At 68.8% G+C, this 20,100-nt stretch carries 16 protein-coding genes and 2 pseudogenes; 12 read left to right on the top strand and 6 right to left on the bottom strand.

What is annotated here, in order from left to right:
* Positions 1-36 precede the first annotated feature (36 nt).
* A complete protein-coding gene (locus ACGFWI_RS07660) occupies positions 37-372 on the bottom strand; it encodes a hypothetical protein (protein WP_393905008.1) in 336 nt (111 codons plus the stop codon).
* Between the two features lie 312 nt (positions 373-684).
* Between ACGFWI_RS07660 and ACGFWI_RS07655 the strand changes: the two genes are divergently transcribed.
* From ACGFWI_RS07655 to ACGFWI_RS07610, 10 genes and pseudogenes are all read left to right on the top strand, one after another.
* Positions 685-1,011: a general stress protein gene (locus tag ACGFWI_RS07655; RefSeq protein WP_393905007.1), complete on the top strand. Its 327-nt coding sequence runs from the start codon at positions 685-687 to the stop codon at positions 1,009-1,011.
* Positions 1,011-2,756, top strand: coding sequence for an FAD-dependent oxidoreductase (locus ACGFWI_RS07650; protein ID WP_393905006.1), 1,746 nt, complete (start codon positions 1,011-1,013; stop codon positions 2,754-2,756). Before ACGFWI_RS07655 ends, ACGFWI_RS07650 begins: the two co-directional genes overlap by 1 nt.
* 20 nt (positions 2,757-2,776) lie before the next feature.
* Entirely contained in the window at positions 2,777-3,073 is a 297-nt protein-coding gene (locus ACGFWI_RS07645; protein ID WP_393905005.1) for a hypothetical protein, read from the top strand.
* 57 nt (positions 3,074-3,130) lie between these two features.
* Positions 3,131-3,778, top strand: coding sequence for an HAD family hydrolase (locus tag ACGFWI_RS07640; RefSeq protein WP_393905004.1), 648 nt, complete (start codon positions 3,131-3,133; stop codon positions 3,776-3,778).
* A 540-nt stretch (positions 3,779-4,318) separates the two neighbouring features.
* Positions 4,319-4,447: a hypothetical protein gene (locus tag ACGFWI_RS07635; RefSeq protein ID WP_393905003.1), complete on the top strand. Its 129-nt coding sequence runs from the start codon at positions 4,319-4,321 to the stop codon at positions 4,445-4,447.
* Between the two features lie 248 nt (positions 4,448-4,695).
* A pseudogene (locus tag ACGFWI_RS07630) lies at positions 4,696-5,043 on the top strand (ABC transporter ATP-binding protein); the annotation flags it as partial.
* Between the two features lie 437 nt (positions 5,044-5,480).
* On the top strand, positions 5,481-7,517 hold the full coding sequence (locus ACGFWI_RS07625) for an ATP-binding cassette domain-containing protein (protein ID WP_393905002.1): 2,037 nt from the start codon (positions 5,481-5,483) through the stop codon (positions 7,515-7,517).
* Entirely contained in the window at positions 7,514-7,810 is a 297-nt protein-coding gene (locus ACGFWI_RS07620; RefSeq protein ID WP_393905001.1) for a hypothetical protein, read from the top strand. Before ACGFWI_RS07625 ends, ACGFWI_RS07620 begins: the two co-directional genes overlap by 4 nt.
* A gap of 137 nt (positions 7,811-7,947) precedes the next feature.
* Positions 7,948-9,141, top strand: coding sequence for a protein-L-isoaspartate O-methyltransferase (locus ACGFWI_RS07615; protein ID WP_393905000.1), 1,194 nt, complete (start codon positions 7,948-7,950; stop codon positions 9,139-9,141).
* Positions 9,138-9,584, top strand: a complete 447-nt coding sequence (locus tag ACGFWI_RS07610; protein WP_393904999.1) for a GFA family protein — start codon at positions 9,138-9,140, stop codon at positions 9,582-9,584. Before ACGFWI_RS07615 ends, ACGFWI_RS07610 begins: the two co-directional genes overlap by 4 nt.
* Positions 9,585-10,044: 460 nt before the next feature.
* Here the strand turns inward: ACGFWI_RS07610 and uvrA are convergent, their stop codons facing one another.
* Both uvrA and ACGFWI_RS07600 read right to left on the bottom strand, forming a co-directional pair.
* Entirely contained in the window at positions 10,045-12,513 is a 2,469-nt protein-coding gene (gene uvrA / locus ACGFWI_RS07605) for an excinuclease ABC subunit UvrA (protein WP_393904998.1), read from the bottom strand.
* A gap of 519 nt (positions 12,514-13,032) precedes the next feature.
* Positions 13,033-13,596 (bottom strand): annotated as a pseudogene (locus ACGFWI_RS07600) (class I SAM-dependent methyltransferase); the annotation flags it as partial.
* A 283-nt stretch (positions 13,597-13,879) separates the two neighbouring features.
* Between ACGFWI_RS07600 and ACGFWI_RS07595 the strand changes: the two are divergent.
* Positions 13,880-14,296, top strand: a complete 417-nt coding sequence (locus ACGFWI_RS07595) for a nuclear transport factor 2 family protein (RefSeq protein WP_393904997.1) — start codon at positions 13,880-13,882, stop codon at positions 14,294-14,296.
* A 149-nt stretch (positions 14,297-14,445) separates the two neighbouring features.
* On the opposite strand, the gene ACGFWI_RS07590 is transcribed toward ACGFWI_RS07595, so the two are convergent.
* The 3 genes from ACGFWI_RS07590 to ACGFWI_RS07580 all read right to left on the bottom strand — a co-directional run bounded on the left by ACGFWI_RS07590 (position 14,446) and on the right by ACGFWI_RS07580 (position 16,522).
* Positions 14,446-15,230 (bottom strand): IS5 family transposase gene (locus ACGFWI_RS07590; RefSeq protein ID WP_393905229.1). Its coding sequence is split into 2 segments (ribosomal slippage): positions 14,446-14,906 and positions 14,906-15,230, totalling 786 coding nucleotides; the frame shifts between segments, so codons are not numbered across the junction.
* Between the two features lie 225 nt (positions 15,231-15,455).
* Positions 15,456-15,872: a YeeE/YedE thiosulfate transporter family protein gene (locus ACGFWI_RS07585; RefSeq protein ID WP_393904996.1), complete on the bottom strand. Its 417-nt coding sequence runs from the start codon at positions 15,870-15,872 to the stop codon at positions 15,456-15,458.
* Positions 15,872-16,522 (bottom strand): YeeE/YedE family protein, encoded by a 651-nt coding sequence (locus tag ACGFWI_RS07580; protein WP_393905228.1) that lies wholly within the window; start codon positions 16,520-16,522, stop codon positions 15,872-15,874. The genes ACGFWI_RS07585 and ACGFWI_RS07580 overlap by 1 nt, the downstream gene beginning before the upstream one ends.
* A gap of 1,899 nt (positions 16,523-18,421) precedes the next feature.
* Between ACGFWI_RS07580 and ACGFWI_RS07575 the strand changes: the two genes are divergently transcribed.
* On the top strand, positions 18,422-19,708 hold the full coding sequence (locus ACGFWI_RS07575) for a protein kinase (protein WP_393904995.1): 1,287 nt from the start codon (positions 18,422-18,424) through the stop codon (positions 19,706-19,708).
* Positions 19,709-20,100 lie beyond the last annotated feature (392 nt).

Genomic DNA, 20,100 nt, shown 5'->3' with positions numbered 1-20,100 from the left:
CCCGTTCTTCCTCGCCGGTGCCTGCTTCGGGGTCGATCAGGGCCACCGTGCCGAGGATCTCGCCACGGTGCCGGGCCAGGGCGATGACCCGTTCCCCCCCCGCACCGGCCGCAGCCTGCGGGCCACCTCCTGCAGAAGCTCTTCGTGCAGGGTCGCCTCGGGTTTGGGGTACGGGTCGGGGCGGCCCGGCCCCGCCCAGGCCCGCAGATTGGGGGGTGGCGTGCGGCCATGCGGCGGGTGTGCGGGAGTGCGGGTCAGATCCTCGCCGAAGGCGAAGTAGGCGGCCTCGGCCCGGCACGGACCGAGCGCGCCCACAGCGGTGAGCGCCAGTGTCAGGACGTCGCTCTCGTCCTGTCCGTCATTCATGATCATCGAGAGCACGAAAATGGGTACAGGTTCGCCAAGTGTTCGCGGCCCCAGAGGTTCCGGGGGGAACGACCGGCCGTGCCCAAGGTCGTGGTCATGGCGTGATTCCCCGGCCTTTCTTGGAGGAATCACCCCGGTTTCCAGCGTACTCAGTTCTGCGGATCTTGTCCGTGGCCGCCGGGGGCGGCTCGTACTGGCAGACCAAGTTTGTCGGCAGATTTCGGCCTCGCAGGCGCAGGCTGCGGGGCACGTCCGGTGGCGAGACTGAATCGGTCAGCCGTGAACCAGGGGTGTCGTGCTTCGTCTGGAGGGCAGGACATGAGCGCACAGGGCCGGCAGACCATTGCCTCCTATTCCCCTTGCGCGGAGGCGGAGCGCGCGGTCGATTACCTTTCTGACCAGGAATTCCCTGGAGAACGAGTCGCCATCGTCGGCCACGGCCTACACCTCGTCGGACAAGTTGTCGGTCGTGTCGGCTTTGGTAGGGCGGCGCTGAGCGGGGCCGCGCCCGGTGCTCTGATCGACTGGATCTTCGGCATCCGTCAGGCCCGTCTGCAGGCCGCCAACGTCGGCCACCCCATCGTCCAACCCCTCGAACCGGGAGAGAACTGGCGCTGGTGCTACGTCCACGAGGCCGTGGTCTGATGACTGCCGCGGGCCCGGACGGGACACTCACCGAAACCCCCGATCTGCACGGCGCCTACCCCCGGCTGACGCTGGAACAGCTCGATGCGCTGGCCCAGTACGGCGAGTACCGCCCCACGCAGCGGGGCGAGGTGCTGTTCCGCGAGGGCGAACCGTGCGAGGAGTTCCTTGCCATCGTCAGCGGGATGGTCGAGGTCATCCACGACTACGGCGGTCCCGACCAACGTACCGTGGCGGTACACGGCCCCGGCCGCTTTCTGGGGGAACTCGGTCTGCTCGAAGGCCAGACGGCGTTCGACACCGCGGTCGTACGCGAGCCCGGCCAGGTCCTCGCGGTCCCGGTGGAGCGCCAGCGGGCCCTGGTGGCACGCGATCCGGTCCTCGGGGACCTGATTCTGCGCGCCTACCTCGGCCGCCGGTCCCTGCTCATCGGCCTAGGCGCCGGCTTCCGGATCCTGGGCTCGTGCTACTCGCCCAACACCCTGCGGCTGCGTGAATTCGCCGCCCGCAACCGGCTACCACACCGATGGATCGACCTGGAGAAGGACAAGGAAGCCGAGGCGCTGCTGCGCCGGTTCGGCATCCGTCCGGACGAGACCCCGGTCGTCATGTGGAAGGGAGAGCAGGTACTGCGCAATCCCAGCATCGCGGACCTCGCCCGCCTCATCGGACTCCCCACCTCTGCGCACGGCGACGGTGAATACGACCTGGTGGTGATCGGCGCGGGCCCGGCCGGGCTCGCCGCCGCCGTCTACGGCTCATCCGACGGCCTCGTCACCGTGGCCGTCGACGCCATGGCCACCGGAGGCCAGGCCGCCACCTCCTCGCGCATCGAGAACTATCTGGGCTTCCCCTCCGGGATCTCGGGTGGCGAACTCATGGAACGCTCGGTGCTCCAGGCCCGCAAATTCGGCGCACAGCTCACCGTCCCCGCCGAGGTCACCTCACTCGAACCGCGCGACGGCCGGTACGCCCTCACCTTCGCGGACGGCTCCGAGATCCAGGCCGCCACCATCGTCCTGGCCTCGGGAGTGCGCTACCGCAGGCTCGACGTCCCCGGCATCGACCGGCTGGAAGGCTCCAGCGTCTACTACGCCGCCACACTCCACGAAGCCAACCTGTGCCGGATGGACCCCGTGGCCGTGGTCGGCGGGGGCAACTCCGCAGGCCAGGCGGTGCTCTTCCTCGCCGAATACGCACCCAAGGTGTATCTGATCGTCCGCAGCAGCGACCTCGGCAAGGACATGTCGCGCTACCTGGTGGACCAGGTGACACACCATCCGAAGGTCGAGGTGCTGACCCACACCGAAGTGCGCCAGGTCAACGGAGAGGGCACCCTGCAGTCGTTGACCGTGGAGGACAACGCCTCCGGCGACCGTCGCGAACTGCCGGCCCGCGCCCTGTTCGTGTTCATCGGCGCCCGGCCGCACACCGAGTGGCTGAAGGACGTGGTCGCGCTGGACCGACGGGGGTTCGTGCTCACCGGCGCCGACGCCCGGGCCGCGGCCGACGAGAACATCTGGGAATCGCTCGGGCGCGGGCCACTGATGCTGGAGACCACGATGCCGGGTGTCTTCGCCGCGGGTGACGTCAGGAGCGGGTCCGTCAAGCGGGTCGCCTCCGCCACGGGGGAGGGCGCCATAGCCGTCCGACTCGTCCATGAACACCGGGCCCAGGAAGGCAATCTCGTCCGCGGGTCCGGCATGAGCGAGCCTCGGTCCGTGCCGGGCCAGTCGGTGTCCTGACGCCGGCCGTCCTCCTGCTGGTGGCCGGTGCGGCGCTGAGGTCGTGGCTCGTGCTGGCGGGCGGCTGGGGGCTCGCCTACGTATCGCAGCGGATGAGCCGGACCGAGGCCAAGTTCGCGGCGCTCGGCGTGCCCGGGATCGTCGTCGGCGGCGTGGTGGTGTGGCTGTGGGGCCGGTTCGACGGGCGGTGGGGCGAGCCCGTTGGCCAAGGCCGGCTGGGGCAGGAGAGGGCCGACGGGCTGCCGGGAAGCGGGCAGGTCGCGGCGGTCGCCTCGGCGTTGTTCCTGGTGTGGCGGATGCGGCGGGTGCCCCGCTGAGGGGGCCGAGGTCGTGCCTCCCTGACCGAGGATGCCGCCGCAGGCACAATGGCAGGCATGGCTGCACACCCTCTGACGGTCGGCTTCGACCTCGACATGACGCTGATCGACTCGCGCCCGGGCATCAAGGCCGTCTATCAGGAGCTGTCGGCCAGGACCGGCACCTTCATCGACGCCGACCTCGCGGCGAGCCGGCTGGGGCCCCCGCTGGAGCACGAGATCCGCCACTGGTTCCCCGAGGAGAAGGTGGCGGAGACCGCCACTCTCTTCCGCGAGCTGTATCCGCAGTACGCGATCGCGGCGACGCCCGCCCTGCCCGGCGCCCGCGAGGCCCTCGCCGCGATCCATGCGGCGGGCGGCCGGGCGATCGTGGTGACGGCGAAGTACGAGCCCAACGCCAAGCTGCACCTGGAACACCTCGGCCTCGACGTGGACGCCCTCTTCGGCTCCCTGTGGGCGGAGGGCAAGGCCGAGGCGCTGCGCAAGCACCACGCCCAGGTCTACGTCGGCGACCACATCGGTGACGTCGTCGGGGCGCACACCGCGGGCGCGCTGTCCGTGGCGGTCGCCACCGGCCCGTGCGATGCCACGGAGTTGCGCAACGCCGGTGCCGAGGTGGTGCTCGCGGACCTGACGGAGTTTCCGTCCTGGCTGGAGCGCTATATGACGGAAGGGGCGGACGGGGGCCACGGCGCCGACACCTGACGGCGCTTGAGCGGTGGCGGAAACGGATCACTCCGGCCGTGGCGACCAGAAAACCGAGGCCCAACAGCATGCACGGCCAGTAGAAGACGGACGGCAGCGGTTCGGTCCCGAGGAACAGCGGCGTCACCGTGGCGAGAGTGGCCGCCGCGCCAACTAGGAAGATGATCGCGCCGATTCGGACCGGCAGATCCCCAGCGAGGGGAGTTTCGTCGCGAGAGCCTCATCGAAGCGCCCTCGCCGTTCGGGGGCATGAGGTGTGCGGCGCCGCCGGCCAGGGTCGACCCTGGCACCCGGTCCCACCGGTGCCCGACCGGCAGCGGCACAGCGGGTGGACACGGAGAGGGCGCCGCGCCCGCAGGTGCAGCGCCGTCGTCTCCGTCAAGGCTCAGCCGTTCAGCTCGCGTCGGTCGACTCCAGGGCCGAGCGGGCCCAGCACACCGTAGGCGCCCAAACAACGCGGCCCCGCTGCCTGCCCTTCGGGCTCGAAGCGAAGACCCCTGGAATCCGCCGCTCGGCTGCCGCGGGCCGGAATGCATCTTCGTGGACGACGTCGAGGCGAACCTCCGGCCTGCCCAGGACCTCGGCATCACCACCATCCACGCACAACAGCCCGACCAAACTCTCCTACGCCTCAATGAGTTGCTCGGCCTGCCTATCGCTGCCTTGTGATGCCTCTGCCCGTGCCGTTCACCGACGGGCAGCAAGCCCAGCTGTCACACGAGCATCAGCCTCGGCGTTTCGGCCACCCCTGCATGCGCGGCCTTCCGCTGCGCCCCAAGGGTCGATGCACCGGGCACCCACCACCTTCCGCGCGCCCGTGCGGAATCCATACCGACTCAAACACGTGTGTTCGATATCGGCGCTCTGGTCGTTGACCCCGGTGGCGCCGATCGGACCCCAACGACCGTGCAGGAGGTATGCAGTTGACCTCGACTGATGCCAAAACGACGCAAGCCACAGAGCCGCCCCCCCCCCCCGCCGAGATCACCTATTCGGGGCAGTACTCCGTAAATCCGCTGGGCGAGGTCTTGTTCCGCAAGCTCTGCGGACAGCTCCCTTCGGTCCTGCCGCGTATCGCCAAGATGTCCTGGGACGTCGACCGTCCGGCCGTCCTGCTGCTGCTGGCCTGCCAGCTGCTCACCGGGGTGGCTGCCGGGGTGGTGCTGACCGCGACAGCCAGGGCGATGCGCCCGATTCTCGGCAGCGGTGCCGTTTCCGAACGGCTTGCTCAGGCGCTGCCGGCTCTCCTGGTGACCTCGGCCGCCTGAACCTGCGCCGCTCCGAGGCATCGGCACGTATCCGTCGGTGCCCTCCCAGCCCTGCCCTCAGCCCCGCGCGTCGGGGAGCCAACCACCTACTGCCCACGCAATCCCCCGAAAGAGCGGCCCGTGCTGTTCGAGTTCCCGCAGACGCTCACAGGCCAATTGCCATGCACTCTGCGCCAACGACTGGAACATGCGTTCACTATTTGCCCCCGAAGTACCCGTTACGGGGAGCAGTACGGGCCGTTCTTTAGAGCACCTGTGCCCACCAACGCCCTTCCGGGAGAAGTCATGAACTCTGTGTACGTCCACGCACATCACCCCATTCGATTCGAACGGCGGCAGTCCGCGCCCGTGGCGGCGGGCCCCCCTAGTCACGTAATTGACGCCTCTTCCCGTCGTACTCTCCACTCATCCCGTCCGGATACGTGGTGGCAGGCATGAAGCTATGGAGCGACGTGGCCCGCTTCGCCCGGGCTGTGAAGGACCAGCAGACAGACGCGGACGGCATTTCGGCGGCGGAGCGCGAGCTGTTCGGGGGACGGCTGCGCTGGGACCAGTCGTTCATTGAGCACGAAGGTGCGGTCGCCCGTATGCGGTTCGGGCAGATGGCCGCCGCTCTGCCGCGCATGGTGGGCGTCGTGTTACGGGCCGGGTGGACCGCAGACCGACGGGCATTGATCGGCCTGGTGGTCTCGCAGATCGCACAGGGTGTGACGGCCGCGCTCGGCCTGGTGGCCGTGAACGGTGTGCTCAACCAGTTGTTCGCGGACGGTCCGACCGGAGACAAGCTGCGGCAGTCACTGCCTGCGCTGCTGGTGCTGGCCGTCGTCTCCGTGGGGGCGGCCCTGCTGTCGGCCTGGTCGACAGCGATGTCCGGACGGCTGGAACCGCAGGTCGAGCGGGCCGTGACCACCCAGTACTACCGAGCCCTCGCACGGGTGGAAGTCGAGGCTACTGAACGGCCGGACGTGCAGCGGCACTTGGAGGCCGGGAAGTTCGGCACCGACTCCGCCAGGCGGATGCTCGGCCTGTCCGTTGGTGTCGCCGGCGTGGTGATCGGCATGGTGGCTGCGGCCGTCGTGCTGGCCTCGCTGGCCTGGGCCCTCCTTCCGATGCTGCTGGCCATCGCCCTGCCCAAGGGCTGGGGGGCTGTGCGGTCCGCCCGGCGCGAATACATTTCGCGACTGCACTGGGTGGATCACCGTCGGGCAGTGGCCACCCTGTTGCAGTACCTGACGATGCCGCACGCGGCGGGCGAGATCCGGGTGCACGCGGCCTCCGCGCTGCTGCTGCGCGGGTACGGGGAGATGTCGGGGCTGATGGAGACCGAACAGCGGCGCCTGGCCCGGGCTCAAGCTCGTACGGATCTTGCCGCCGGCGCGTTCTCCGGTCTGGCGTCCCTGGGCTGCTACGGGGTGCTGTGGTGGCTGCTGACGAGCGGCGGACTACCGCTGGCGGTCGGTGGCACCGCGGTGGTCGCAATCCGCAACTCCACCGCCCAGCTCACCTCCCTCGTGCAGCAGGTCAACCGCATGTATGAGGAGATGCTGCAGCTCGGCGACACCGAGGCGGCCACCGAGCTGGCGGCGAAGCACGCCATCCCGACGACGGGTGCGCCGCTCCCCTCCCCGGTGCGAGCGATTCAAGTACAGGACCTCTCCTTCACCTACCCGGGAGCGGCGGAGCCCTCACTGCGCGAGGTGAGCGTGACCGTGCGCCGGGGCGAGGTGACGGCACTGGTGGGCGCGAACGGCTCAGGCAAGACCACGCTGGCCAAGCTCCTGGCCGGACTGCTGCTGCCCGGCACCGGAGAAGTGTGGTGGGTGGGGGCGGACGGGGACCGGGTGGAGGTACGCGAGGCCGACCGGGCCCAGGTCTTCGGCTCCATCGGGCTGCTGGCGCAGGACTTCCCGCACTGGCAGATGACGGCCGCCGCAAATATCGCCGTCGGTGCCGGGGACCGCCCACGGGACATGAGCCAGGTCAAGGCCGCCGCACGGGCCGCCGATGTGGGCGACCTGATCGAGGGCTTGGAGCACGGATGGGACTCCATCGTCTTCAAGGGCTATGAACGCGGTGTGCAGCTCTCTGGCGGGCAGTGGCAGAAGCTGGGCAACGCCCGCAGCCGTTACCGCGACGCGCCGTTCCTCCTGGTGGATGAACCCACCTCCGCCCTCGACCCGCACGCCGAGATCGAAGCGTTCGAGCGTCTGCGGTCCGTGGCAGGCGATGGCACCGGGGTCGTGCTGATCACCCACCGTCTCGCCGCGACCGCCACCGCCGACCACATCTACGTCCTCGACGACGGGCGCGTCGCCGAACACGGCACGCACGACCAGCTCATGGCCGCCGGTGGCCTTTACCACGGCATGTTCCAAGCGCAGGCCGCCCAGTACGGAATCGCTCTTCCCCCGGCAGACGCACTCCCGGCACCTCGGCGCGAAGAGACACGTGAGCACAAGGAGGCCCGGTGAGCACCATCGAGGCGGGATCCCGTCGAGAACTCATGCCCCTCGGGGGCGACTACGCCCGGATGTTCACCCCTTCAGGCGGGCGGTCAGACCGTCCCGGTGGCCAACCACTGATGCAAGTGGTCTTCCGGGCTCGCCAGTGGTCGGGAACTCCGGAGGTCCGGGAGCCCGACAAGTGCACGGGCTGGGGCTGGTGGCACCCGGACGAGCTCCCAGCGCCGATCGTGCCCTACACCCGGGCCGCCATCGAAGGCATCCGTGCAGGCCGCCTCTACACGGAGATGGGCTGGTCATGACCGCTGAGACGCGCCGAGGAACGGACCGAACCGCCACGCAAGGCGGTGTGCCACCCCGGCGGGACAGTGCCCGGCCGACAGGGGCAGGCGGCCCAGGACCGGGCCTCGCAGGTGAAGCAGCGTCCGCGCGGGCGGAGATGGCCGCCCGGCTGGAGGCGGCCGGTGCCCTCGTTCCCGGCCGGGTGCACGAGGCACTGCTCGCGTTGCCTCGCGAGTTGCTCATGCCGCAGGCGTACGTCCGCCGCAGCGCGCTCGATGAACGTCCGCCGCGCTGGGACCTGCTGGACTGGTCGGAACCGGGTGACCGCGAGGAGCTGCTGGCTGTGCTCTACGGCGGCGAGAGCGTGCTCATCCAGCACGACGGGGAGCCTCTCGTGGGCCGGACTGGCCGTGCCCGGTCAGGCGGGGGGATCACGTCCATGTCGACCGTGATGAGCCTTACCGCCCTGCTGTTGCAGGAGCTGGACTTGCGGCCCGGACATCGGGTGCTCGACATCGGCGCCGGAGCGGCGGTGACTGCGGCGGTGGCCTGTCACATCTGCGGGGATACCGGCGTTGTCACCCTCGACCGGGATCAGCACATCGCGGTAGCCGCGCAGGCGCGATTGGGAGCCCTCGGGTACCGGCCCGCCGTGGTGAGCGGCAGCGGGGAGGCCGGCTGGCCGGAGCGCGCCCCGTACGACCGGATCTTCGTCTCGTTCGCCCTCCCCTGCGTGCCGGCCGCGTTGGTGAATCAACTCGCCCCAGGGGGGCGGCTGCTGATGCACATCACGACGACGTCGCCGTCGTGGCCCGCGCTGGCGGTGGTCTCCCGGAGCCCGGACGGGCGGGTCACCTCGCACCTGCGGGCGGTGGAGTTCGCCCACCGGGCGGGGCACGGCCGCCAGCAGATCTTCCTGTCCGCAGCCTTCCGCGAGCGCATCGCAGCGCGGTCCGCTGGTAGCGCGGAGGCTCCGCCCTTCCGATCCACTGAGGTACCGCCGTCGGATGAGGCCCGCGGCTTCTGGCTCGCGCTGGACGCCCTGCACCCGGGCCTGGTGCGGCACAGGGGGGTCGACGACCTGGTGATCGGCGCGCCCGGCTGCGGCTCCTGGATGGTCGCCCGCCCGGACGGGGCCAGCACGTGGACGGTCACGGCCAGCGGCCCGCGGGACATCTGGGCCGAGATCCGCGAGACGACCGTCCGGTGGCGGGCCGCCGGGGAGCCGGAGGTCTACCGGCTCGATCTTGAGTCCGACGGCGAACAGCGGGTGAGCGCCGGACGCGGGCAGGGCGCCTTGACGTGGCGGCTGCCCACGCCGCACACAGTCACCGAGGAGGCAACGCAATGACCACACCGCCAAGGGGAGACGAGCCAATGGGCATGAGTGCCGACAACCCCCTACGGTCCGGCGGGTGCTTGTGCCGGAGGATCCGCTTCACCGTCACGGGCGAGGCCGACTATCCCCACACCTGCAGTTGCACGCACTGCCAGAGGCTGTCGGGCGGCCCGATGATGTCCTGGGTCTCCTTCCCTCTGAGCGGCCTGACTTGGACCGGGGAGGGCGGCTATCCGGCGTGGCACTACACCTGGCCGGACTCCCGGCGTGGCTTCTGTCCGTGCTGCGGCAGCCAGCTGTGCGCTCTCGACGACGGGGCCAACAGCATCGCGATCACCCTCTCGGCACTGGATGACGCGTCCGGCCTCGTGCCGGTCAACCAGAGCTTCCGCGAGGACGCCGTCTCATGGCTGCCCCAGGTTCCAGATGCCCAGCACGGCAGCAGCGTCACCTGACCTCGCAACGAGCATCTGTTCCATTCCGGCCGTGGCAGTGGCCTCGCAACTACCCGCCTGTCCAAGTCCAGACCACCGGCGCTCGCGATCAGAGATCTGGGACCCGGTCAGACGTAGTGCCCCGACAGCCCGCGACCGGCCCGATCCGTCCGCGGCAGCCTGACCTGCTCGGGCGGTCCGGCCGCACCTGGCTCGCCTGCGTGCCATCCATCCCGTCTCGGGCGTGATCTCCAGGACTCCACCGATGTTGAGAATGACACAGCGCGAATTCATACGGTCCCCTCATTTGTTGCCCTGCATTGCCTTGCCCGTCCCAGCGCCTGACGATCCATGACCCTCTACTCGCGGGCACGGCACACGCCGCCGCCCACTCCGGGACGCCCTGGGCAAACGGAAACGGAAACGGAATCCGGAAAGGGAAGAAGACCCGCTCCGAGCCGTGGTCGGGCGACTCCCCCGCTCAGGAAGGCACAAGTCGCGGCGCGAGATAGGGCGCGGTGGCGCTGCGCTTGGCTCTGGCGACTTTGGTGGGCGGGCCGGTGGCGACCACCCGGCCGCCCGCGTCTCCGCCGCCCGGTCCAAGGTCGATGATCCAGTCGGCGGTGGCGATCGCATCCAGGTCGTGCTCGACCAGGACGACCGTGTTTCCGGCGTCGACGAGCCGGTGCAGTTGTCGCAGCAGCAGCGCGATGTCCGCAGGGTGCAGCCCTGCTGTCGGCTCGTCGAGCAGGTAGAGGGCGTGGCCGCGGCGGGCTCGCTGCAGCTCGGTGGCCAGCTTGATGCGCTGGGCTTCACCACCGCTGAGCTCCGTCGCCGGCTGGCCCAGCCGCAGGTACCCCAGCCCCACTTCCCGGAGCGTCTCGAGGCTCCGGGAGGCGGCCGGGACGTCGGCGAGGAACGTGGCGGCGTCGTCGACGGACATCGCCAGCACGTCGGCGATGTTCTTGTCGCGGTAGGTCACCTCTAGGGTCTCGGCGTTGTACCGCGCACCGTGGCAGGTCGGGCACGCTGCATAGGTCCCGGGCAGGAACAACAACTCGACCGCGACGAAGCCTTCGCCCTGGCAGGTCTCGCACCGCCCCTCCGGGACGTTGAAGGAGAACCGCCCGGCCGTGTACCCGCGCGCCCTCGCCTCGTCCGTCGCCGCGTACAGCTTGCGCACGGCGTCGAACATCCCCGTGTACGTCGCCAAGTTGGACCGGGGCGTGCGGCCGATGGGCCGCTGGTCGACGCGAACCAGCCGGTCGAACGACTCAAGCCCCGACGCGTCCTGCACGTCGACCTCAAGCCCAGCCTCGTCGGGCTCTTCCGGCGCCTGTCCGAGGTGGCTGCGCACGACCTCGGCGAGCACCTGCGTGACCAGCGTCGACTTGCCGGAGCCGGACACTCCGGTCACCGCCGTCAGCACGCAGAGCGGTACGTCAACGGACACATTGTGCAGGTTGTGACGGGAGACGCCGTGCAGGTGCAGCCAGCCCTGCGGCTTCCGGGGGCGATGGTCGAGCGGCTCGGCGCGCCCGAACAGGTACCGGCTGGTGGCTGACTCCTGGACCTGCTCGAGCCCGGGGACCGGACCGCTGTACAACACACGTCCGCCGCCCTCCCCCGGACCTGGACCGATGTCGACGACCCAGTCCGCTCGTCGTACGACGTCCATGTCGTGCTCCACGACGAACAGCGAGTTACCCGACGTCTTCAGGCGGTCCAGCACGTCCAGCAGCGGCTCCGCGTCGGCCGGGTGCAGGCCGGCGGAGGGCTCGTCGAGCACGTAGACGACCCCGAACAGGCCCGAACGCAGCTGGGTGGCGATCCGCAGGCGCTGTGCCTCGCCGGGTGACAGCGTCGTCGAGCGGCGCCCGAGACTGAGGTACCCCAGGCCGAGGTCGAGCAGTACCTCGACGCGCGTGACCACGTCGGCGCAGATCCGCACGGCGACCTCGGTCGTCTCCCCGGACAGTGCGGTCGACGTGGCGGCTGCGGCCTCGGACAGCTGGGCGACGGGGCTTAGCAGCGCGAGGAGTTCGGTGAGCGGCAGCGCGTTGACCTCGGCGATGGAACGGCCTGAGAAGGTCACCGCGAGCGCCTCCGGCCGTAGGCCGCTCCCGTGGCATACGGGGCAGGTCACGCTCCGGACGAACCGCATCGCCCGGTCGCGCATCCGCTCGCTCTTGGAGTCGGCGAGCACGTGCATGACGTGCTTACGGGCGCTCCAGAACTTCCCGTAATAGCCGTAGTCGATGCGGTCGGGCTCCGGCTCGATGAGGACGGACGGCTGCTCGTCGGTGTACAGCAGCCAGTCCCGGTCCTTCTTCTTGAGCCTGCGCCATGGTTTGTCGATGTCGATCCCCAGACCGCTCACGACGCTGCGCAGGTTGGCGCCCTGCCAGGCACCCGGCCAGGCCGCGATCGCGCCGTCGCGGATACTCAGCGATGTGTCCGGGACGAGCAGATCCTCGGCGACGTCGTGCACCACCCCCAGTCCGTGGCACCGCGGGCAGGCGCCGGCCACGGTGTTGGGCGAGAACGCTTCGGCTTCCAGCCGCGGGGCCCCCGCCGGGTAGGTTCCGGCACGGGAGTAGAGCATCCGCAGCAAATTGGACAACGTCGTGAGGGTGCCGACCGTCGACCGCGAGCTGGGGGCCCCGCGACGCTGCTGCAGGGCCACGGCCGGCGGCAGCCCGGTGATCTCCTGCACATGCGGTGCACCGACCTGCTGCAGCAGCCGGCGAGCGTACGGCGCGACGGATTCGAAGTACCGGCGCTGGGCCTCGGCGTAGAGCGTGCCGAAGGCGAGCGAGGTCTTGCCCGAGCCGGACACGCCGGTGAAGGTGACCATCGCGTCCCGGGGAACGTCGACGTCGACGTTCCTCAGGTTGTGCTCGCCGGCGCCCCTGACGTGCACGAAGTGGTCGGCTGCGTCGTCCTGCACGGCTCCTCCTTCACGACGGCTCACGGCCGGACCGCTGCGATCGGTGTCGTGTGCCGGAGAGCACGGGGCACGGCTCGCCACCGGCGACCGGCGACCGGCGACCGGCGACCGGCGACCGGCGACCGGCGACCGGCGACATCATCGGTGCAGGTGGCGGACGTGTAGTCCGTGCTGAGGGCAGTACGCCGGCCCCGGCGTACTGGGGCTCGATCCCCTCGGTCCCATCGCCCCAATCGGTCCCATCGCCCCCATCGGTCCATGAGCAAACAGAGGGGTGGACGGGACGCTGCACAGCGTGGCGCGATTCCGCACCCCATACTTCAGCCTGACCCCTCCGGTCAGCTTCAGCACCTGGGGAAGGAGCGGCTGCCATCGTCATCGACAGGATGAGCCACGGACTGGCCTACCACGCGATTGTCGCCGACGATTTTCCACGGCTGATCGTCGGTTCCCGATGGCAAGGTGTTGCCCGGATCGGTCCGTAGTTCCACCGGCCGGATTTGTCGATGCGATGCATTCTGGGCGTCGTGCGAGGAAGACAAACTCCCGATCCGGGCGGTCGGGAGCGTCGCGAATGTCCTCCACCACATACCCCTGCGCAATCAGCTCCGCCTCGACCTCCTGACGCTCACGGAAACGCAACGTCGATTCCGAGGTCAGCACCTGCCCGTCCGCAGCAAACACGTAGGTCCACCGGAACGTCACCAGCGGCCCACTCACCTCGACCAACTGGACCCAGCTCTCCACCACGCCGACGCCCGGAATCTCCGTCACGCCGTACGAAGCGTCGTGATTCCACTCCTCCCAGGCACGCCTGGCCGGGTCCCGGGTCTCGAACACCAGACGTCCGCCGGGCCGCAGTGCTTCGTAGGTCCCCCGCAGGGTCTTCCGCAACGCCCGTGGATCGACGATCGCCTGGGCCACATTCGCCGTCATGGTCGCGAGGTCGACCCGCAGCGGCGGGAGTGCCGTCGCATCACCGCAGATCCAACGCACCCGCTCGCTGCCCGGCTTGCCCCGAGCCACGTCGACGGAGGCCACGGCGGGATCCACGCCGACGACCTCGATCCCGCGATCAGTAAGACGTCATTTCATTTGGCGATACGGCGATGGCATATATCCGAAGTCCCGCAGGTCGGCCCTCTCGGCAAAAGATGACCGCACCGTGCCCGGTCGGATATGAGTGAGCGTTCTGGCCGGGCAGGCCCCGCGCCGCCAGTGCCGCGCCGCTGCACTGGCCGTAGGTGAGCTTGGTTCAGATGTATGGTCCACTCCACCCTGGCGCACGCCGACTACGGAGGGCGGCTCTCCTCCGGTGCGCCACACCGGTCGATTCTGATCATGTTCGCAAACGTACAATTCCGGCATGAGCGATAACCGTGCAGAGATCCAGGACCTCAATAGTCGCTACGCGATTGCTTTCGACTCTGGACAGCTTGACGAGTCCGTCGACTGTTGGGCCGAGGACGGCACCCTGGACGAGACCGAAACCGGTCTCGGCTTGTTCGAAGGCCGCGAGGCGATCCGCGTCTTCTTCCGCGACGCCCTCATGGCCAACTCCACGAAAGTCGTCCATATGATGTTCAACCACCTGATCACCAGCATCGAGGGTGACCATGGTGAAGGCAGGGTCAACTGTCTCGTCGAGATCGTGAAGACCGATGGCAGTTACGCGCGCGCCCACGTCACGTACAGCGATCGCTACGTCCGGGCCGCAGGCCAGTGGAAGTTCGCCAGTCGCGTCGTCACCTCGTCCTTCCCGCACGAGACACTCACGAGCTGATGCTCGGGTAGCCGATGCGAACCTCCTCGGCGTCCCGAGCAGCCCGTGACGCCGAAGGCAGCGTTGATCACGACATGCATGAGGAGGCGATGGTCGGCACGGCTGTGGTGGCCGCCCGGCTGTCAGCCCGCCACCCTGCACAGACCTCTTCATTTGGCGATGCGGCGGTGGCATATAAGGGTTGCCCCGATGGCTGTGAAGGCGAGGAAGTGCTCGGGGCTGCGTTCGTAGCGGCGGTGGAGGCGTCGGCATCCCGACAGCCAGGACACCGTGCGCTCTACGACCCAACGGTGTCGGCCCAGGTGCTTGGAGGACTCGGTGCCTCTGCGGGCGATGCGGTGGCTGATTTGCCGAAGGGAGAGCCAGCGCCGCAGGTGGGGGTAGTCGTAGCCTTTGTCGCCGTGGAGCTTGGTGGGCCGTCGGCGTCGGGGGCCGCGGCGGGAGCGGATGAGCGGGGTACCGCGGACCAGCGGGATGAGGGCCTGGCTGTCGTGGAGGTTGGCCGCGGAGACGCCGAGTGACAGGGGCAGGCCGTTGCGGTCGACGAGCAGGTGGATTTTCGATCCGTTCTTGCCGCGGTCGGTCGGATTCGGTCCCGTCAGCCGTCCCCTTTGAGGGCGCGGACGCTGACGGAGTCGACCGCGCACCGCGACCAGTCCAGCTCGCCCTGGGCGCCGAGCTCGTCGAGTACCAAGCGGTGGAGCTTGGCCCACACTCTTGCCTCGGTCCACTCGGTGAACCGGCGGAACGCGGTCACCCCCGAAGGTCCGAAGCCCGGCGGCAGTTGGTTCAATGTGCATCCCGAGGTGGCCACGAAGATGATCGCGGCCAGGACCTCCCGGTCACCGTGCCGCCGCCGGCCACCGCCCTGCGGGCGTTCCGGAGCCGGCAGAACCACCCGCTCGAACAACTCCCACAGGTCGTCCGCCACCATCCGCTCAACAAGCGATGCAGTCACCGTTCCAGACTGCCGCAAGATGCGTTCTGGCTGGCCGTCGACGCAACCGCCCGCACCCCGGCCGCTTCGCGGTCCGTGACGCCGCGGGAGCCGGGCTCTGCGTCGCCCAGTCCCAGGTGGGCATGGGCGACGCAAGCCGTCGGGGAGATCGTCAAAGCGAGAGCCCCAACCTCCATGGCTCGTGTCGGTGGGCGTTCTTGGTTATAGCCCGCAGGAGCCGCGGTCGAGGTGGAAGTACCGGGCGTTGGCCCAGCGGCACAACCGGATACCGACGATGACGCCGACGATGGTGATCAGGGCAGGCAGGTATCCGCTGGCGACCTGGATGACCGGGATTGCAGGGCACCCACCTGAGATCGCCCAGCCCGTACCGAACAACACCGCGCCGGGGATCACGCCGGCGTGGATGCGCCCTGGGGTGCGGCGGACCCGCAGCAGAGCGAACGCGCACACGAGGATCACCACAGCACCCGCGAAGGAGAGGAACATGCGCAGGTCCTGGAAGGTGAACATGCGGTTCAGCTCGGCGTATTCGCCGAAACCGATGTTGGTGACGGTATAACCGAGGGCCAGTCCGGTGATGATGTTGGCCAGCAGAATCGCGCCCCGGGTGCGCATCAGATCACCTTCCACAGGAGGAACGACACCGCGACGGCGGTGCCGAAGAACACGGCGGTCGCGACGATGCTGACCGGCCGCAGCCGGCCGCAGCCGCTGAGTCCGTGGCCGGAGCTGCACCCACCGGCCAGCCGAGTGCCGAAGCCGACCAGCACACCTCCCACGAACAGCATGGCGATCATGGTGGTCGAATCGGCGGTGACCAGGTCCCGAAAACCCGGGCCCATGTCGTAGCGGAGGTGGAAGCGCCCGGAGGCGACCGCGGCGATGAACCCACCGAGGAAGATCGACATCAGCAGGGCAGCCTGAGTGACCAGCGGGGCCGGGCGCAGGCTCGTGGCTGCCGGGCGCTCACTCGCTGCCGATTCGGCGTCGGCTTCGAGCGGCTGCGACTTCTCGTACGGAACCTGCGGCACGGTAGGCGTGCCGGTGCCAAAGTGCTCCGCTGTGGCTGCGGCAAGCGCCTCAGCGAGAGCTTGGTCGTCGGCGAACTCCTCGTCCATCCGCTCGAGCTGGTGTTCGCGACGCCAGTGCAGCACGCGATCCCACGCGGCCGACACCCCGAGAGACCGATCGGTGATGAGGGTGTGGTTGATGGTGATCAGAGCGAGCCCGATAGCGCCCGCCCACCAGGGCCAGTAGGGACTCATGCGGGTCCTCTCATCCAATCGGCAAATCGAGCCCACCAGCCGCGCTTTGAGCCGGGCGCAGCGAGGCGGTCTGAAGGTCGGGCAACCTGTGGTGACGGTTGGTGATGCCAGACACCTGCTCGCGTAGGTGTTGCCTCGAAATGGGCCATGGCCTCCGGTGTCGCGGTTCCAGGTCCTGACTGCTCATGTGGCCGGGTCGTCCGGGTGGCGCTGGATTGGTCCACCTCAGCCGGGGCTTCGAGGTGCCGCGCCTGGGCTCCGTTGGGCAGCAGGCTGATCGGCACGCGCTCGCCGGTGAGTGACATCTGGTAGCGCGCACAGCCGAGCCATCGATCCGCGCTGTCGCAGTAGTACTCGCGCCAACCTTGCAAGCTCGCCTTGAGTAGGGGGAAAAGGGGGCATCCTGCGGCGTGCGAGCAACCCACGTTGCTCCCTCCTGACTGGCGTACCACCCGTTGGGGGAGAGCGGTTGCTGTTCTCGATTCCTGCCCCCGCTGGCCCGGTCGACGGCCTGAAAAGCAATGCGGTGGCGGGCAGTGACAGAGGGCTCTGTGCCTCAATTCCTCGACCGGGCGCGATGCAATCATTGTTTCGGTGTGCCGAGCAACTCGGGGAATTTTTCCAAACAGGTCACTTGGCACTATTTAGTGAGATACTCCCGCGACGGATTTGCGGTGCGTGTCTCTCGTGTCCGGATATTTGCGACCGCTAGCGAGGCCGCTTGGATCGTGATTCGACTTCGTGATCGCGGCCCGCGCTGGCGCAAGTCAACCGTTTATGGAGAGGGTGTAAATTCTAGAGTTCCTTGCGGCGATGGCGTGAATGTCGCATATGTCAAACGAAGGGCTAAGGGAGAGTAATCATGTGTCAGCGTGCCGTCTGTCGGTCGTGCCGGAAGTTGACCTATGAGGGCTGCGGAAGGCATGTGGACCAAGTTCTCATGGGTGTGCCAACGGCTCAGCGGTGCATGTGTGAGCCCGCGGAACGCAAGCGTGAACGCACAGTCGAGGCGACGACTCGATCGGAATCTGTGCCGACCCGACAGAGCGGGGCGTCGCGACGCACACACGCTCCTGGGTACCCGGGGAGTCGGCCGGGCCGATCGAGAGGCGGCTTCTGGGATCGGCTCATCGATTGGGTGAAAAGACCGGCATGAGATAGTGATCCGAGTGCGCTCGCTTTGGGTCCCTTTAGTGCAGGGTGTTGGTTATTGGGCCATGAGAATGCGGATTTCAGAACTCCGGGGTGCTGCCAAGTGGCACCGAGCGCGGAGCCGGCACCGACACCCGCCTCTCGCGACGAACGTCATCGGCACTTTGCATGACAACATGCGCTTCGCCTGATGACCTCATCCACTTTCTGCGGGCCCGCTGCGCCAAAGAATGCCTTAGCGCGATGATCCTCCGGATGTAGAACTGACAGTCGCTCGTCGCCGACGTGAATGCCGGGCAAGCCGTCAACTGATGAGGGCAGCCCGCGGGGCATTGCCACGTGGGACGCCCGGGCTGCCGTATGCGCGCGGGAGCGGGCCGGCACGGGGGGAACCAGCCCGCTCCTGCGGTCGGCGCCCGAGCGAGCGCCTCGACCCTCACGATCGGGTCACTCCTTCCAGCGCGCTGTACCCCTGGAATGTCACTGGTGGCGAGAGATGGTCACCAATCCAGCACTCTTGTGAACAAAGCAACTTAAAGCCGTCACGACTCAGCCGCCAACCATGCGCGCATCCTTGCCCTCCGGCGGGACTGCCCGTAGCAGCCGGGCTCTACGCCACCCGGAAAGACAAGGTTGCAGGGCCGGTACGCTGAGGCCGCTGCGGCACCCCGCACCTTGATCCGCGCCCCACGGTGAGTCATGGCTTACGGCGATCAAGACGTCTTTGGGCATGAGGATGAAAAACAAGTGCTGATAGCGGGCCGATACCGGCTGCGAGACACCATCGGGCGGGGCGCGATGGGGGAGGTCTGGCGGGCCTTCGACGAGACGCTCGGCAGACCGGTTGCCGTGAAACTCCTGCTCCCCCACGGCTCCGACCCCACCGCGCTCTCCCGCTTCCGGCTGGAGGCACAGACCGCCGGTCGCCTCAGCCACCCGCATGTGGTCGGCGTTCTCGACTTCGGCGAGCACGAAGACCGGCTGTACCTGGTGATGGAGCTCGTCGATGGGGACAGCCTCGCCGACCGGCTCACCGTCTCCGGACCGCTGCCCGCCGAGCACGTGGCCCATATCGCCGCACAGGCCGCCCTTGGGCTGGCCGCCGCGCACCAGCAGGGCATCGTGCACCGGGACATCAAGCCGGCCAACCTCCTGCTGGGCACCGACGGCACCCTGAAGATAGGCGACTTCGGCATCGCCCGCTTCCTCGACGACCCCGGTGCCGCGCTCACCGCCACCGGTCAGATCGTCGGCACCAGCCTTTACCTCGCGCCCGAGCGGGCCCTGGGCCGCACCGCCGACCCGGCATCCGACGTGTACTCCCTGGGCTGCCTGCTCTACCAACTCCTCACCGGCCGACCGCCGTTTCAGGCGGACAGTGCGCTCGCGGTGCTTCATCAGCACCTCGATGCCGCCCCCGTCCCACCCCGGCGACTCGGCGCCGATCTACCGCCCGCCTTCGAAAGCTATCTGCTCAGTCTGCTGGCCAAGGAGCCCAAGAGCCGACCCACGGCTGAGGAGGTGGCGGCCTGGTTCGGACGCGAAGCCTGGCGAGGCGCGCCGGAGCCGCTGCCGAGCGAACACCAGCATCACGGCGGCCCGGACCGGCCGCACGTCACCGGCTCAAGGGCTGCCGCCCCTGCAAGCTCCCTCTCCGCTCCCACCGCCCACTCCGACCGCGCGTTCGCCCCGGTGGCGGACACCGAGTGGCAAACGAGCGTGCACCGGGCCGCGACCCGCCGCTCACACCTGCCGTTCCTCCGCCGTTCCCGGCTGGTGGCTGTGCTGGGCGGCGCCGGCCTCTTCACCCTGGCGTTGGTGGTGGGCATGCTGTGGTTCTCGCCCGACACCAGCTCAGCGCAGGTGCCGCAGACCAACCCCTCCACGACCACGAGCCCCGCCACGCCGTCCCCTTCAGCGTCATACGAGACTGCTTCACCCCCGGCACAGCCTGCCGAGCAGAAGCCGGAGAGAGCCCCCGAAGTCAAACCAGGCCCCAAGAAGGCCAACAAGCCCGGCAAGCGCAAGCACTGACAGGGCGCGGGGCCCGTAGTCCTCACACGGTCTGCATCGCCTGGCTCCTGTCGCCCCACCTGCGGCGAGGCGAATGCGCACCGGCCAGCAGGCTGAGCATGACCAGCAGGGCCAAACCTGCTGGTCAACCGCGCTTCGTGCGTGGGCGCGACGCATCGCCACGGACGTCCTTTGACCAGGTGGTTTCGGACAACGAAGCAGTCCCCGGGACCACCCACCACACCCCCGCCAGGACTCCTCAAGCGGGGGCTGCGGCTGTGCATGTCAGACCTCTGCCCGGCAGGGACATTCCTTCGCGCAAGCGATCCGCATCCCGTCGGCAGCGATGCCCGTGGCAGACAGCGCAACGGCGCCTGCGGAAATGCTCCGGTTCGGGGCAGCATCGCCCGCCG

Origin of the sequence: Streptomyces sp. NPDC048434 (genome assembly GCF_043200375.1) — a bacterium.
Lineage (GTDB): Bacteria > Actinomycetota > Actinomycetes > Streptomycetales > Streptomycetaceae > Streptomyces.
This window is presented reverse-complemented; position numbering and strand designations above follow the sequence as displayed.